The following is a 14306-nucleotide window of genomic DNA, read 5'->3' as shown; positions in this document are numbered from 1 at the left end:
ATCGCATACTATAACAACTAACTAATCCTATAATTGGCTTGGCAATGCAAAATTTTGTAACAGAGGAAACTCCTCTTTACCAGCAACTATTTGACGAAATGTTCGACAGGTTTAACCTTTCGGCAAAAGTTGTAGCCAAGCAAGCTGGAGTTTCAGAGGTGCTAATTTCCAGATTCTCGTAAGGGAAAGGCTGATTTGGGAACTGGAAAGTTTCTAGCATTGCTAGGGGCTGTTCCTATGGAAGCGCGGGAGTGGTATTTGTCTCAGTTGCTAGGGGCGAAGCCTGGGGTGAGCCTACGAGTGCTTGTATCTGCTGCTTCTCCTGTAGAAAGAGTGGAAATCCTTAACTTAATTGGCCATTCTTTCCTTGAAGACCGTACAACTACTGAGTCAAGTGAATTGATGTCACAAGCAGTATGATAGTGAGCAATCCCACTTTATGAGTGAACATAAGGGATGTTGGTGGATGTGGACGTGTTACCTGCCCACATCCACGGCTGGGAGGAGTCAAAGCTGTAGCCCAGATCCACCCTTAAGTGACACGGTCGGATAATTTCCGTGTTCGTGAACCTAAAATACTTGCATTGTAGGGATTTTGTGCGGCAATGGTTAAGTCCTTCAAGGTAGAAATTCATTATCGAATAATCAACACTAATGACTTGAGCGAGCTTGGTAACTGTTGTATCCCTGATAACTTTGGAAAAATTTCAGAGGTGCCTAGTTGAAAGTACAGTTTGAGTAATGCCTAGCTTCAGGCGAGCCTCCTATATCCTAAATTTACCCCACTCCACAAAGAGCAATCCTCTGGGTTTTTACTGTTATAATTGTAAAAATTCTATATACTAAATTGTAAAAATACTTAGCTATAGCTGGGTGGGGGTGCTGTAACCTACGCGATTGCCCTTTTTACCCTAAAATCCTCTTTGTTGTGACTATTGAATACTTATATTGCTGACATCAACAGCTTTCTTAATATTGGTAGATTTATTTGGCTAATTTTTTATGGTTTTGCGATGGTGGTGTGTTGTACTTCTACTGAGTTGAGCGTATATATTATAAAAAACACTTATGTGTGTAAGGTGAGATTGAGAAAAAACGTAATGTAGAGGTCTTGATACCGGAAAGACCCGACTTGGTGAAGGGGTTGAATTATATCAAAATGCGTATTATTTTACATCAAATGGTAATTTTTTGGTTGGTGGATGAGGTGTTATAAATATTCAAAGAATGTATACCGAATACCACCATATATGTAAATTTATCGGCTCCGGCTCTGGTCAAATCAAACTTAAATCAGAGATATAGATTTTGATGAAGTTAAAGAGCTATTATCTCATTCCGGTTCACACCGGGCGGAATGTGCTTGAGGATATTTATCCATAAAACTACGAACTGTGAAACTGGGAAATAAGCAGTAGATATTCTTGCAAAAAGTATGGAGTTGATGTATACCCAACTTGGATAAACGTAGGTTATCCAAATTAGCTCTGTACCTCCGCCTTTTTATTAACTGATTTCATTATTTATGACTAAAAAAAGGAATAACAAACAAATGGTAGAGAATCCGAATCAGGAGACAGGACGGGTAGTGATTGTCACTGGAGACAAGGGAGGTGTGGGCAAATCTACATTGGCTAGGGGATTGCTTCATCTGTATATCAACAAAAAGCTTAAGTATTTGGCTTACGACTCGGACCATCGCAATGCTCAATTGTACAGACATTACAACTCAGTAGAACCTGGAGTGAAGCTGCTTGATATTTTTACGAGGGGCGGTGCCGATGACCTGCTAATAGACCTGGATAGTGAACGTCCCCCACTTGCATTGGTTGACTTGCCAGCTCAGTCTGGTGCGTTTTTTGAGGAGTTCGAGAAGGACTTAGGCGTTTTTGATGCAGTTAAAGAGTTGGGCTACAGAGTCACTATGGTGAGTGTGCTGTCCAGGGTGAAGGACTCAGTGAATATTTTGCGTGTCCTCTATGAGTACTGTGGCGAGCGCGTGGATTATGTGGTGGTGAAGAATCTGTTTCATGGAGATGCCGATAAGTTTGAGCGTTATCAAGACTCTGAAACTCGAACTAAACTTTTAGAAGCTGGGGCTATAGAAATTTTGATGCCCGACTTGTTTTTCAAACCCTATGACTATATTGATGAGAAGAACTTGCCTTTTAGCGCAGTTTTAGAGAGCAAAGAAGCCAACATTGTCATCAAATCTCGTGTTGCAGCTTGGCTTAAGGAATTTGAGCAAAATGTGTTGGTTGCTAGTCAGTTGCTAGGGTTAGAAAATCATGCAGCAGCAAGTCAAGCCGCTTAACCAAAATGCTCCTGCGATTCTCCCCATTCCTAAGAGACTAGTGATGACAACTGGCGATGCTAGGGTAGGCAAGTCCACAACAGCACGGTTGTTACTAGAGCTTTACCTAGAGTCCAGACTAAAGTTACGAGCTTACTACACTGGTAACCGCAATAAGTTGTATGCCTATGAGGTACTGTTACCTGTTGGGGAATTGCCATTAACGCGGGGTGGTGCTGACCAATTGCTTATCGACCTAGAGTACTTTTCTGATGTGATAGTAGCTCTTAGTGACTTGCCAGGGCAGAATTTTAAGCAGTTCAAACAATTTGCAGAAGAAGTGCTGCTGTGGGATGCAATTGCTAGTTTGGGTTATCGCATCACCTTTGTGCATCCAGTTTCTTATCGACGTGATTGTGTTGAATACTTGCAAGAGCTTCTTAACTACTGTGGCAATAGGGCAGATTATGTAGTAATCAAAAACCTGCACTTTGGTGATGAGTACCCCTACTATGATGGCTCTGATATCCAAAAGTATATTCAAGATAGAGGTGGTGATGAATTGTATTTAGGAGCGTTATGGAGAGGTGCTTATGAATTGGTAGAATCTATAAATTTGCCCTATAGTCAAGCCTTACAGAACCCAGAGATAGATTTAATGAACCGCTCTCGTATTTTTAACTGGATGGAAGAGTTTAGCCAGCAAATCAAGAATAATAAAATTCTTTCTGAATTATTAGCTTTTTCACAACCAGTATCATCAGTTAATCTTCAACAAAAGTTAGATTTTGATTTTTAGTTTTTGGTTAGTTAAAGGTTTTTATGAGTGGGAATACTTCTATAGAAGGTTCTTTAGATGCAGCTTTAGAAGGACGTTCTGACCATTTTAAACAGAAAGTTCTTGATGTAGTTCGGCGTTCTGGCATCAATCCCAAAGACCCGTTGTTTTTGGTTTTAAGTTCCCTTGGTAAGTTCGAGGTATTAATGGAGGATATTCCAGGGAAACTTGATACTGTAGTGGAGGGATGGACAACTGAAATAGATGAGAAGCTCGATAAGGCATCGAGTGTAGCTATTGTTCAACAGAAGAGTGCTATTGCTAAAGCTGCTTCAGCTTTGTTGAAGAAGGTGGAACAACAAAAATCAAAGACAGTCCTTAGTTCCATGCTAGCTGCTGCCTTAGTTCTATCTGGTGTTTTTGGTGTGGGTATCCTAGTTGGTAATATGATTCCAGCTTGGAAAGGAGGTGGTTTGGCTGAGCCAGTTCGCCTGACCTTTGAAGAGAAAGAAGCTTTGACTTGGGCAAAATCAAAAGACGGACAGTTTGCCCGTCAGCTTGTGAAGTGGAATGATTTTGAATTAAATGTATGTCGTAAGGAAACAAAACACCTTAAGGGTAGATGCGTTCTTTGGGTTGTGCCTTACAACCAGCGTTCTGTATATCAGCAGCAGTTAAGCGATAGATAAGTTTTGAATTTGGTAGTTGTTGTAATCATTTTCTTGCCACACAGGTGTTTCGACTAGCCCTTCAGAGATTGCTTTGATTGCTGCTTGGGAACGACTTTCACAGTTGAGTTTTTGTAGTATTCGATGCACATGACTTCTTACTGTTCCAATAGATATATATAGGTTTCCAGAAATTTTTTCATTGCTCATTCCTTGAGCTATTAATCGCAAAACATCTATCTCTCTCTGACTGAGTATACTTGCTCCATAAGCGGACTCTCTTTTATTATGAATTTTTTGGATTTTCCGAATAGATTTTGTTGAATCTTTCATGTTCTCAATCACGATTTTGCCAATTGTTGAGTCAATCCAAGATTCCCCTCTATAAGTGACATATACTGCTTCTGTTAACTTTTTTCTTGGTAAATTTTTGACGCAGTATGAATCCGCTCCATACCTAAACGCTTTTGTGACTGTATCCTGTGTGTTATCAGCAGTTAATATTATGACTTTTGTATGAAAATTGTCCTTAATTCTTTTGCAAAGTTCTGCACCATCTATATCTGGAAGATTAATATCTACTAAGGCTATATCAGGATTATGCTTTTTTATCAGACTTAGACCTAAAGAGCCATTGTCTGCTTCCCCGCACACCTCAATGTGTTCGTTTGCAGAAAGCGCTGTAACTACCCCAAACCTCATTAGCTCATGGTCCTCAATAATTACTACCCTAATTCTACTCATCTTTGCTCCTTTTTCTCTTTTTGTAAGTAAATATACTGAGACAATAAGTGCTTTATTTATGGATATTTTAGTATTTGCATTTTGATCTGTGACATAGCAATTCTAAGGAAATAAAAGTTATTAAATTTATTTATATTCAGCATTATTACCGATGTATTATAAGTGATACTTATCATAAATTTTGATTAATCAGGGAAATAGAGTGGAGTGATTCAACACCCATAAGCGAATGCTTTCAGCATTATACTGAGGGCTTTAAAGATAGCCTTATTTGAGCAGATTGCTATAAACAAATTTTCTAGTGCCGTTATTAGAAGAGTTTAAATTTGTACCTTGGGGTGTGCTACTAGCTTCAAGCCTTGTAACAAAAAGAATGTGCATCTGTATACTGAGGATTTCCTTTACTATTAAGTGATGGATACAGTTAATGTATATTAGTCATTTTCCTTCCACCGCTAACCCCTATATAGCGGAGGCATCCAACGGAATTTTAGGTGAAACAGATTATAAATACAGAATTTTATTAGTGAGTGATAGTGACAGGGATGATGAATCTCAGTTGCTTAACTGCATTCAAAAGGAGGCATCATATTGGATTAAAAGTGCTTCGGTTCGAGAGGCGTTGGAAATAGTAAGGGAGTCACCCCCAGATTTAATGGTTTTGGATGTGAGCAATTCACTGTTAAAGTGGCATGATTTGATTAGTATCATCCGTTCAACTGTGACGCCTTACTTTCCGATTTTGCTAGTTGCCAATAGCGACCACCCCAACTTGGAGTTGGGATTGGAAGCTGGTGCGGACGATTTGGTGACAAAGCCTCTTGTAGCAAACGAATTAGGAGCGAGGATTCGGGCATTGCTAAGAGTGAATCGTAGGATTGCTGAACGAGATGCTCGCCTTAAAGCTCAGGAGAATTTTGTACGACTCTTAGTCCACGATTTGCGAGTTCCACTTGCGGCTGCAATTCATCTTTTGGATTCTCTTGTGGACGGAGTTTATGGAGATGATCTTGAAGAGATTTCGCCAGTGCTACGTCGTCTTTACTCTAGCACCCAGAGCTTGCTGGATTTGGTCAACACTCTTTTAGACGCTTCTCTCTATGATGCTGGCGTAAAAAAGTTGAATCTTGAAAAAGTAGACCTGCGACAAATTATTATCTCAGTAGCAGAGCAATTGCTACCTTTAGCTACTGCAAAAAAATTAAATGTGCAAATCAACTTAAATACATCTTTACCACTTATAGTAGAAGGCGACTCTATTGAATTACGACGTCTTTTCCTTAATTTAGTCAGCAATGCAATTAAATTCACCGATTTTGGTTGGGTGAAAATCCTGCAACAGAAGAATGATTCAACAGTGGTAATTGAGGTAATTGATTCAGGGATGGGAATCCTTGATGAGGATTTGCCTAATATTTTTAGCCGATTCTACTGCGGTGGGAGAGGTAGGAGAGGCAATGTGGGGTCTGGGTTAGGACTGTACTTGGCAAAGCAAATTGTTGAAGCCCATAAAGGGAATATTGCTGTTTCCTCCTCTCCCGGTCTCGGCTCCACATTCACGATCAAACTCCCACTCTCCCAACCAACTATTCCCCTCTAAATTGTACTAATCGTTAATCCAAGTAATATTATTTAACTAAGTAATTGTGAATGAGTAGTACTAACTTAGACAGAATTTTGGTAAAAATTGAGTATCTTGCAGCTTAGGCATTAATAGCTACCTTATCTGGTATTGGTTTAGGTAATATCTTCACCTAACCGATTTTTAGCTGCTTCTATTTCGCAGTTGCCTGGATTGTTTACCCCTACAACCTTATACTCCGTCATCAAAAGCTCATAATCGTTTTTCTAGCCTTTCTCATGGGGATACGGTTAGGATTGATTTAATCCCCCAATTCTCCCTGTTGAGAATCCCTTTGTGACGCTTTCTGAGCCTCTTGTAGAGCTATCATTTTGATTTTCTCTAGCTCTTGCTGGGTGATATTGTTGATAATAATCTCAAACTTTAGCTGAGAAGATTCTCTCGTTGCCTCCAAAGCTCTGGCTTCCTCATTATCTAAGGGAGCATTTCTATCCAACGTTAATAACTGCTCGTCCCCAGGAGTAACTTTTAGTGTGGCAGTAAACTTTTCTGACTCATATACTCTAGTCCTTAAATCTTCATTATCCCCACTCTCTAATGCTGACCCCTCTTTCATCAGTCTAGTTAAGACTAGCGGAATTACATATCGGTGTATATCCTCTGTATTTTGCTGATGAAGGCTTACTAAAGTTTCTTCTTGTTCAGTAAGAGTTGATACTTCCTCAACCACATCTCGTGCAAATGCTGAATTACTATCTACTTCATCCATAGAAGAGGACTGCGTTGAAGGCGATGTTTTCCTATCCTCCACCAATGGTAAGGGTGCAGCCTTATCATCAATTTCTTCTGCACGCTCCTCTGCCAAAGACAATGCTGTTACTATAGACTCTTCATAAGACTTTCCTGAATTCACTCCACCAATTATCTCTGATAAAGTTCTGATAGCATCCTCTTGTTCAGAAGGACTAACTTCCTCTGCAATCTTCTCAAAAGATTGCTCATCATACCCAACTTTGTCTAAAATTTGGCTGAGGATATAAGCAGCTTTGGCAGGAGATATATCTTCTGAGATTTTTGAGGTAGTTTCTGTAAGTGTCACTAAAGGATTTGTAGCCATAATTTCTGATTTATATATTGGAGATAATATTGATATAATTACATTTCTATGCATTCAAATTTGACTTGAGATAAAGCTGTATCGATTTTGGCATTAATGTCTTCAAAAGTTTTGATGATCTCAGAAGAGACTTGGTAAGTCTGTACTTTACCTGATTTAATATCAAGAAGTACATCTCCATTTTTAGAGGAAATTGTTAAGTCTTTTTGGGAGGGATTGACAGAGATGTCGTAGGTTTTGCCCTTGACTTGGATGGAACCACTTTCCCCAGGTTGTCCCAGAACATCACTAATTCTTTGAGCAATTTGAGTCAGCCGATTTATAGAGCGTAATTCCTCCATATCTTTGTTCATCGCAATCAACGCTTTCTCTGACAATCCCTGACCAGACTTAAACTGAGTGGCAACTTCTGCAATCCGGTTTTTATACTCTTCTGACTTGCCCAGTTTGTCTACAGCGCTGTACCAATTTCTCAAACTATCAATAGTGGCTTGCTCATAACTCCCCACAGTGTCAGCCATCACTCCTGTTTGGGGAATATTTTGGGAAGATGCGACAAAAGAATTTTGAGTTGTTGTGAGGACTGCGGGTACTGCGGTTAGAGGTACAGCAGTCGGGTGTGCTGGAAATCTTGGGGATGGTGCAACGTCTTGAAGTTTACTGCTATCAACAGAAGTAACTAGTTCCAGCGATGAAGCGCGTATGTATCCGTCACCCTGAGCTTCCAGCTTATATCCATGCTCTTGCAGGTATTGCTGTACTAACTGGTCAGTACCAGCAGCATTGCCTACTACAAAAGAACTGCCAGCTGCGATCGCTTTATCTAGCAAGGGCACATAATGGTTTTTGAAGGTTTCGAGAATTTGTTGCTGGGTAACACCGCGCCAAGGACCAGAGCCTGACACCATAATTGTGTCATTAATAGAATATACTCCAGTATTTGCCCGTTCTCCCCAGGCTTGCTCGTAATTACGAGTACTGGAGGGTGTATCGGGTGGTGCAGCTGAGAAGCCAATGAATTGGGTGGCAACTTCTGCCATCGCCACATCTTTCTTCATGTGATGCGCTACGGCATCGTTAAGGGGTTTGAGGTTGGAAAGTGGGTTAGAAGTGTTAGGGGAGGTGGCAATTTTCTGCCCAAGGTCTGTTGGTTGTGATTCAAAGCTATCGGTGAGGGTTGCGGTCTTGGAACTTTCCAGTACCCTAGAGTATCCCTCGATGAGAGCGCGGATGAAGGGGGAGTCCTTGCCCTTGCCTTCCCAGTAGTTGTCTCTGCTAGAAGTGACGTAGTGAGTGCAGTTTTCCAACCATGCCACCCCTCCTCTTTGTGTGATGGCTTCAAACAACTTGGGGTGCTGCTCTAACTTGGCTTGGATGATTTCTGCCATCAACTGTACTCGTTGCTCCCCCAAGGGAACAGTCTGTTTGTAGTGTTGGTAGACTTGTTCTGCGGAAAGGAAGGGAACTCCAGCAGCTTTGTCTTGGGTATAAGCCTCCGGACCGTATTTTCCCGCTGGCGCTGCTGCATTGTCACGGAAAGATACTGGGTAATCTCCTTTGATGTTTCCCAATTCCTTTGCTTTGACAGTGGGATTGGTGAGGGCAGCTCCTAGGGGGTCGGGACTTCTGGAGCCGATATTAATTGGAGAGCTAATGGTAGTTGTGGTGATTGTGGGGGGTGTAGATGTTGGCAGAAATGGGGATACAGTAGGTGCAGCCCTATATTGCTCAAGAGTTGGGGTGGGGAATGGTACGATTTTGCCGTTGGTGTAATCCCCCAGCGGTTCCATGTGTAGTCCCCAAACTTCGGGTTTGTTTTTGAAGGTAGCAAGCTCCTGGGCGCTGTGCTTTTCCATCGCTGCCCACTGCTGTTGGTAAGCGAGGTCGGTAATCATTTCCTGGGTAATGCGGTACTGCTTGCCCACCCGGAAGGCGACTTGCTTAGAACCCGCAACAGCGATCGCTATGTCACCTTCTTTGAATCCATAAGCTTTATACGGTTCGTATGTCCTTGTTGTGTGGCATCTTCCATACCCCCGCATGGCATCGATGGTGGTACTTACTGGCAAAGGATTGGATTCTCCGTGCATTTTGAGGGGAAATACCATCTGCACATGTGTGCCCGATATGACAACTTCCTTCTCTTGGGATTTGGATACGATGATGGCGTGCGGTCGATTGGGCAAGGAATTGAGACGTTCGCTGTAAACACTGTTTTCTCCGTTAGCATCTAAAGGTTCTCCAAATTTTGCCTTTAGCGCTTCTAAATCATCTGGTTGAATTGTGCTGGTCGCAAGGTAGAGTATCTCAAGACCTTTTTTTGTTTCTAAGGGTACTTCTTCTTTAGCTACTGGGTTGAACTCAATGCCTTTTGAGTGCAACCAGTGTTGAACAACTTCGATTTTGTGATTATCAACCGCCATCCCCATCAGTCCCAGAACTTTGTCTTGCTGGCTGGTAAAAAGTATGGTAGGACGTTCTTTTATCTTCTGAAGGAATGGCGCACTTTTTTCAACCATCACCTCTTGTTCAGTCACCACAGTTTTTTGTGTGGTATTTTTGAAGGTTTGAGATTCCTTTGTCCATATTTTGGGATACTGTACTGTGGAGGAATCTACCTTCACAAAGGTGTGGGAGAAGTTGCTTTGGAGTGTACAGTGTACAGAACCCATCTGACCTAGCTTAAGAATTCCCAATTGTTGTAGGGCTTCTTTATCTTTTTTGTAGTGCAATACTCCTAATAATTCCCCATTTAACAATACTGCATCTCTATTTTTGGTAGCAGGTATTTCTAAACTGACATTTCTATATTCCTTCTCATCAAATCTCTGCTCCTTAAAGTCATAGCTATTAATCTTATTGATTCTTAAAAAATTGCTATTTGGTGATTCAGCAATAATGAATGCGCCCTCATCTTTGCTACTTCCAATTGATTTTAACTTGATATTTAGGGGATTGCCATTTTTTAAGTAATTGATTTTTCTCAGTTCTTTAATCGAATCAGCATCTAATTCACCTAATATTTTGCCATCTAACTTAATTTTTGCTGTGTCAGTAGGAACTGGAACATTACCAATTGTTAGCGTTACTTGTTCCCCATTGAAAGTCTTTCCTGCCTGGGAGAATTTGCTAATCTCCCTAATGGTAATGTCAACAGGTGCTTTAAGAGGTAAAGCAATAGTTGCTGTTGCTGTATAAGCCTCCCCTGGCACAATTGATGCTTCTGCCTTAGTCCCAATCGGTAATTGTCCTGTTCTCTGCTCTAAAACAGCAAATTCTTTATACTCCCCATCATTGTCTTTGACAAATACCAGTCTAGAACCATGCCTCTCATGACCAGGGGGATGAACGCTTGCTCTAATCTCTATCTCGTACTTCTGTTGGGGATTCCATTCTCTACCAGCAAAATTGTCTCCTTCTTTATTAATCCCTAATACCTTGATTTCTGCAAATTGCAGTTCATTTAGTCGAGAAACTATTTCATCTCCAAAGGCAGCAAAAACGAAGTTCGATACCTTTTTTCGAGTACTTAAATGTGAATTATCCCCTTGTTCTAATTCATCTTGGCGAGAGGCAGATATGCTCCAGGTAGCAGCTGCTGCTGATAGTTTTTGGTCTTCTGGGATGGATCTGTAGAAATTTTCAGCTTCTTCATAAGCCTCTTGAAACAGCAGTTTGGTTTGGCTTTCCTTGAGTTCTGGCTTGAGTTCGGCTAATGTTGCTCCCTCAGTCGTCATTCCTGCCTTCAGTTTGTAGTCAATGACAGATTGTTGACTGACTGTCCCTAGTTTGCGATATTTGGGTTCTCCATTCTCTATCTCCCCATCAATCTGTGCTACTGCTAGCAGTGTATGGGGACGTTCTGGGGAGCGGTATTTTTCTGGTATTTCTTCTAGGCGAATGTTGAGTGTTGTAGCTCTCCAAATTCCAGGATGTCCGTAGCGAGTGAGGTTAGTGATTTCGATTTGTGCGCCACTACTGGTCTGTACAATGCCATAAGGACCTTGCTCTGTCTCTCGGCGCTTATTCAGTCTTGTGGCTTCATTGAATTTATCATCAAACTTTTGTTTTGCTAGTATGGCTTGATATTTTTGTTGTGGAGTGAATTCTACGCCTTTGAATAAGTCTTGGAATTGGACAATTGGGCGTGATTCAAGTTGGGATTCTTGGAAGTATTTGTTGGTTTGGTTGATGAGCAGTTCTACTGGAGAGTAGCCAGTGGTGGTGATACCTTCATTTAGGTAAGCGGAAGATGATTTCTTGTCTTTAATATAATTGACATCCCGATATAGATAGCGCTTATTTTCAGCTATTATGTCCAGTTCAGGTTTTTTAGCACTTTTGAATAAGTCAACCGCAATTTGGTTCTGGAAACAAGCTGACTCAATCATTTGACGACACATGGAGCGGTTGATTTCCATTGCTTGCTCTATAACTTCAGGAGTTCTGTCTTGAACTGATGCTAGTTCGACAATTTTCTGCATCTGTTCTCTGTATTCTTCCCTAATAGGTTGAGGGTTTTTTTGATTATCTTCCAGAACGAATAATTTTTTATAGTGATTATATACTTGGTCTAAATACTTTGATTGCTGTTGGAAAGTGCCGTAACTTTTTAAGATTTCGATTTCTGATTCTAAAGCTTCTAGTGCTGTAACGTGGTTATTAATGATGCCAACACTAATGCCATCACTCATGTGGATGGCGATTTCTTCAAACTCTGGTTGTGTACCATCTTCTGTGTAAAATGATTGCTTCTTCAGCTTAACTGTAGGAGTATAAGCATTTTCTGGTTGGTTTCTGTATTCTGCTTCTGCTGTGAAATTGGGATATTTGCTAGCCAGTTCTACACCAATACAGTCACCATCAAAATCACGCCCTTGGCGTTCTGATTCTGTTTCTGCTGGGTCTATTTCGTCGGTTTCAATTCCTTGAGATTTTAGTGCGTCAATTCTAGCTTGGATGCGCTTATGATCTTCATCATTAACTACAATGATACCTTCTAAGGGTTTTCCATCTGATCCCAAGTAATCTTCAACGTGTTTGTTGATGGAGACACACAAACCATTGGAATTGAGGAAGGGAGAGCGGAAGTTAAGGACTTTTTCTCCTTCATTCATCCAAGGAACACAGATTTCACCGTTTTTCAGTTCCTTAGAGGGAATAATCATGCCTCTATCGAAAGTGAGAGTTCGACCGATGGCAATATCCCGCCATTCATTTTGCACAAATCGACTGAGTTCTTGTCTGACCTTCTCAGTTTCCAAAAGTTGTGAATGACCGAGCAGGTCTGCCTTGATAATTTTGTACATTAACAAATCATTTTTTTCAGATTTGGCATTATCCTCGTTCAAATCTTCCGCATCCAAAATTGAGTCATCATCCACCTCAACAGTTGATGTAGTCGATTCCAATTGTTTTTTTAGAGTACCATCTGCTAATTGGTTGGCTATTTCTTGTTCTAACTCTGTCTTTTGTTCGGTAGTCAATGCCTTGCGCTTTTCATACTTCTCGCAATAGAGTTGCGCGACTTTCCTGGGGTCGTCTTGAATTTCAGCAAACTCCTTTGCCTGTGCTTCGAGTTTTTCAGCGAAGTCTTTGATGCCTTGGGGGAAAGATGCTAGCAGTTGAGAAATAGCGGTTTTCCCCTTTTGGGACTGTGACTTTTCACCCAGCCAAATTGTTTGGTTGTAGAATCCAGGCTTGATTTGAGGTTTCGCTGGTCCTGCTGGGTTGTCCTTGTCGGTTCCTTTGAAGCTGGATAGGGGAATAACAAGGTCGATTTTGGGTTTATTAAGGTTTGCGTATTGTAACTGGTTTAAATTGTGTGGTCGTAGTGTTCCTTTACCAAAGCGAAATTTGGTGTCATCTCCGTCTCCCTCTCTCCACCCAAAACGATGCTGGATAACACGATAACTTTTGTCTTGTTGTTCTTGCCTTTTTGTTAGTCGGTCGTATAAGTCAGTCGCAATTTGTCCATAGCAATCTCCAACTAATTTCCAAGCATCTTCGTTATCTAATATTCCCCCGTTTTCCCCAGTAGCGTCATCTACTACCAGAATATTCAATCGCTCATTAATTACGTTTTTGCACTCTCCCAAGAATATGGAACCGTAAGCACCTCTGTCCTTGCGGTCTGGACATAGTCTTTCAATTACTTCCAAACATTCTTGTGGTCCATAAAGTAGTCGTGTTTTGGACGACAATAGCAAAATTTGACCGTCTGGATGGTTCTTCAGGTCTTCTGCCTTTGTGTGTTCGTCCATTTGTCCAAAGGAGAACTGTTTGTCAGGGAAGAAGAACTCCAGCAACGTGTTATCCAATTCCTCAGTTAGAATTGAGTCGGGATTGCTGGTGTCTGCATCTGTGTGTAACCATTGGTTTAATCTGGTATCAAAGTACTTGAATATGAGTGTCATCTTCTAATTATTGATATTTTTGGATAATAAATATTTAAGTTAGTGAGGATTTTAATATGTCAAGATTAAAGCGTTGGCTGTGTATGAATAGAAAAAAAGTTAATGCGGACGGAACTTTAAGAGAAGATTACATAAAGGAGCGATTAGCTAAAGGTATCAACCAGGCAACAATTGATGATTACGCAGCGACACTCAAGGCAGAATGTGAGCGATTGAAATTATTAGACGAAACCGAACCTGAGCCGTGGGTAGGGTATACTGCCTATGATTTTTTCAGCGAGGAGGAGAAGAAGCAGTTTAATCCTGATGGGTCGCTAAAGCCAGAGTATGTGGAGTACACGCTTCAACGGCTTGGGCTTAATGAAGAATATCTGATGGAAATTGAATTTAATAAAAAGAAAGAAGTTGCTGCCTTTAATAGAATGTCTGAGGAGTGGAAATCTAGGGGTCAAAACTTTGGTGAGTATCTGATGAATTCTCGTCTTAGTGCTGCTCAAAATCGTAGACAGAACCTCAAGCAGATGCGTCAAGACATCCGCAATGGCGAAGATGTCGGTTCCCTTCCATTTGATATCGAACCAGATGATTATTATCGGCAGCAAGGGTACAATCCAATGCATCATGACCTCTAAGTAAAACAAAAACTGTGCAGGGTAATGTCTACTTCATTCCCCTGCCAGATTTTATGAATTATTTCTTTGAAACTGC

At 41.0% G+C, this 14306-nt stretch carries 10 protein-coding genes; 7 read left to right on the top strand and 3 right to left on the bottom strand.

Going from position 1 to position 14306, the window contains the following annotated elements; genetic code table 11:
- Positions 1 to 44 precede the first annotated feature (44 nt).
- The 5 genes from V5G28_RS14710 to V5G28_RS14690 all read left to right on the top strand — a co-directional run bounded on the left by V5G28_RS14710 (position 45) and on the right by V5G28_RS14690 (position 3760).
- Positions 45 to 182 carry a hypothetical protein gene (locus V5G28_RS14710; protein ID WP_336230769.1) on the top strand — a complete coding sequence of 46 codons (138 nt, stop codon included), beginning with the start codon at positions 45 to 47 and terminating at the stop codon, positions 180 to 182.
- A 13-nt stretch (positions 183 to 195) separates the two neighbouring features.
- Complete coding sequence (locus V5G28_RS14705) at positions 196 to 420, top strand: hypothetical protein (RefSeq protein ID WP_336230768.1); 225 nt, start codon at positions 196 to 198, stop codon at positions 418 to 420.
- A 1132-nt stretch (positions 421 to 1552) separates the two neighbouring features.
- Entirely contained in the window at positions 1553 to 2314 is a 762-nt protein-coding gene (locus tag V5G28_RS14700; RefSeq protein ID WP_336230767.1) for a nucleotide-binding protein, read from the top strand.
- On the top strand, positions 2289 to 3092 hold the full coding sequence (locus V5G28_RS14695; protein WP_336230766.1) for a hypothetical protein: 804 nt from the start codon (positions 2289 to 2291) through the stop codon (positions 3090 to 3092). Before V5G28_RS14700 ends, V5G28_RS14695 begins: the two co-directional genes overlap by 26 nt.
- A gap of 23 nt (positions 3093 to 3115) precedes the next feature.
- Positions 3116 to 3760: a DUF6753 family protein gene (locus V5G28_RS14690; RefSeq protein WP_336230765.1), complete on the top strand. Its 645-nt coding sequence runs from the start codon at positions 3116 to 3118 to the stop codon at positions 3758 to 3760.
- Here V5G28_RS14690 and V5G28_RS14685 read toward each other — a convergent pair.
- A complete protein-coding gene (locus tag V5G28_RS14685) occupies positions 3746 to 4483 on the bottom strand; it encodes a response regulator transcription factor (protein ID WP_336230764.1) in 738 nt (245 codons plus the stop codon). The two genes, V5G28_RS14690 and V5G28_RS14685, sit on opposite strands and share 15 nt — an antisense overlap.
- A gap of 427 nt (positions 4484 to 4910) precedes the next feature.
- Here V5G28_RS14685 and V5G28_RS14680 point away from each other — a divergent pair, with 427 nt between their 5' ends.
- On the top strand, positions 4911 to 6083 hold the full coding sequence (locus V5G28_RS14680) for a hybrid sensor histidine kinase/response regulator (RefSeq protein ID WP_336230763.1): 1173 nt from the start codon (positions 4911 to 4913) through the stop codon (positions 6081 to 6083).
- A 283-nt stretch (positions 6084 to 6366) separates the two neighbouring features.
- Here the strand turns inward: V5G28_RS14680 and V5G28_RS14675 are convergent, their stop codons facing one another.
- Both V5G28_RS14675 and V5G28_RS14670 read right to left on the bottom strand, forming a co-directional pair.
- Positions 6367 to 7182 (bottom strand): hypothetical protein, encoded by an 816-nt coding sequence (locus tag V5G28_RS14675; RefSeq protein WP_336230761.1) that lies wholly within the window; start codon positions 7180 to 7182, stop codon positions 6367 to 6369.
- A 38-nt stretch (positions 7183 to 7220) separates the two neighbouring features.
- Positions 7221 to 13598 carry a hypothetical protein gene (locus tag V5G28_RS14670; RefSeq protein ID WP_336230760.1) on the bottom strand — a complete coding sequence of 2126 codons (6378 nt, stop codon included), beginning with the start codon at positions 13596 to 13598 and terminating at the stop codon, positions 7221 to 7223.
- A 56-nt stretch (positions 13599 to 13654) separates the two neighbouring features.
- Here V5G28_RS14670 and V5G28_RS14665 point away from each other — a divergent pair, with 56 nt between their 5' ends.
- Positions 13655 to 14230 carry a hypothetical protein gene (locus V5G28_RS14665; RefSeq protein ID WP_336230759.1) on the top strand — a complete coding sequence of 192 codons (576 nt, stop codon included), beginning with the start codon at positions 13655 to 13657 and terminating at the stop codon, positions 14228 to 14230.
- The last annotated feature ends 76 nt before the right edge of the window (positions 14231 to 14306 follow it).

Origin of the sequence: Scytonema sp. PRP1 (genome assembly GCF_036697665.2) — a bacterium.
Classification (GTDB): domain Bacteria; phylum Cyanobacteriota; class Cyanobacteriia; order Cyanobacteriales; family Nostocaceae; genus Kalymmatonema; species Kalymmatonema gypsitolerans.
This window is presented reverse-complemented; position numbering and strand designations above follow the sequence as displayed.

What these genes read in the sequence shown, in the direction of transcription:
- V5G28_RS14710 (WP_336230769.1), top strand. Translation starts at nt 45, where the DNA reads ATGCAAAATTTTGTAACAGAGGAAACTCCTCTTTACCAGCAACTATTT.
- V5G28_RS14700 (WP_336230767.1), top strand. Translation starts at nt 1,553, where the DNA reads ATGGTAGAGAATCCGAATCAGGAGACAGGACGGGTAGTGATTGTCACT.
- V5G28_RS14695 (WP_336230766.1), top strand. Translation starts at nt 2,289, where the DNA reads ATGCAGCAGCAAGTCAAGCCGCTTAACCAAAATGCTCCTGCGATTCTC.
- V5G28_RS14690 (WP_336230765.1), top strand. Translation starts at nt 3,116, where the DNA reads ATGAGTGGGAATACTTCTATAGAAGGTTCTTTAGATGCAGCTTTAGAA.
- V5G28_RS14685 (WP_336230764.1), bottom strand. Translation starts at nt 4,483, where the DNA reads ATGAGTAGAATTAGGGTAGTAATTATTGAGGACCATGAGCTAATGAGG.
- V5G28_RS14680 (WP_336230763.1), top strand. Translation starts at nt 4,911, where the DNA reads ATGTATATTAGTCATTTTCCTTCCACCGCTAACCCCTATATAGCGGAG.
- V5G28_RS14675 (WP_336230761.1), bottom strand. Translation starts at nt 7,182, where the DNA reads ATGGCTACAAATCCTTTAGTGACACTTACAGAAACTACCTCAAAAATC.
- V5G28_RS14670 (WP_336230760.1), bottom strand. Translation starts at nt 13,598, where the DNA reads ATGACACTCATATTCAAGTACTTTGATACCAGATTAAACCAATGGTTA.
- V5G28_RS14665 (WP_336230759.1), top strand. Translation starts at nt 13,655, where the DNA reads ATGTCAAGATTAAAGCGTTGGCTGTGTATGAATAGAAAAAAAGTTAAT.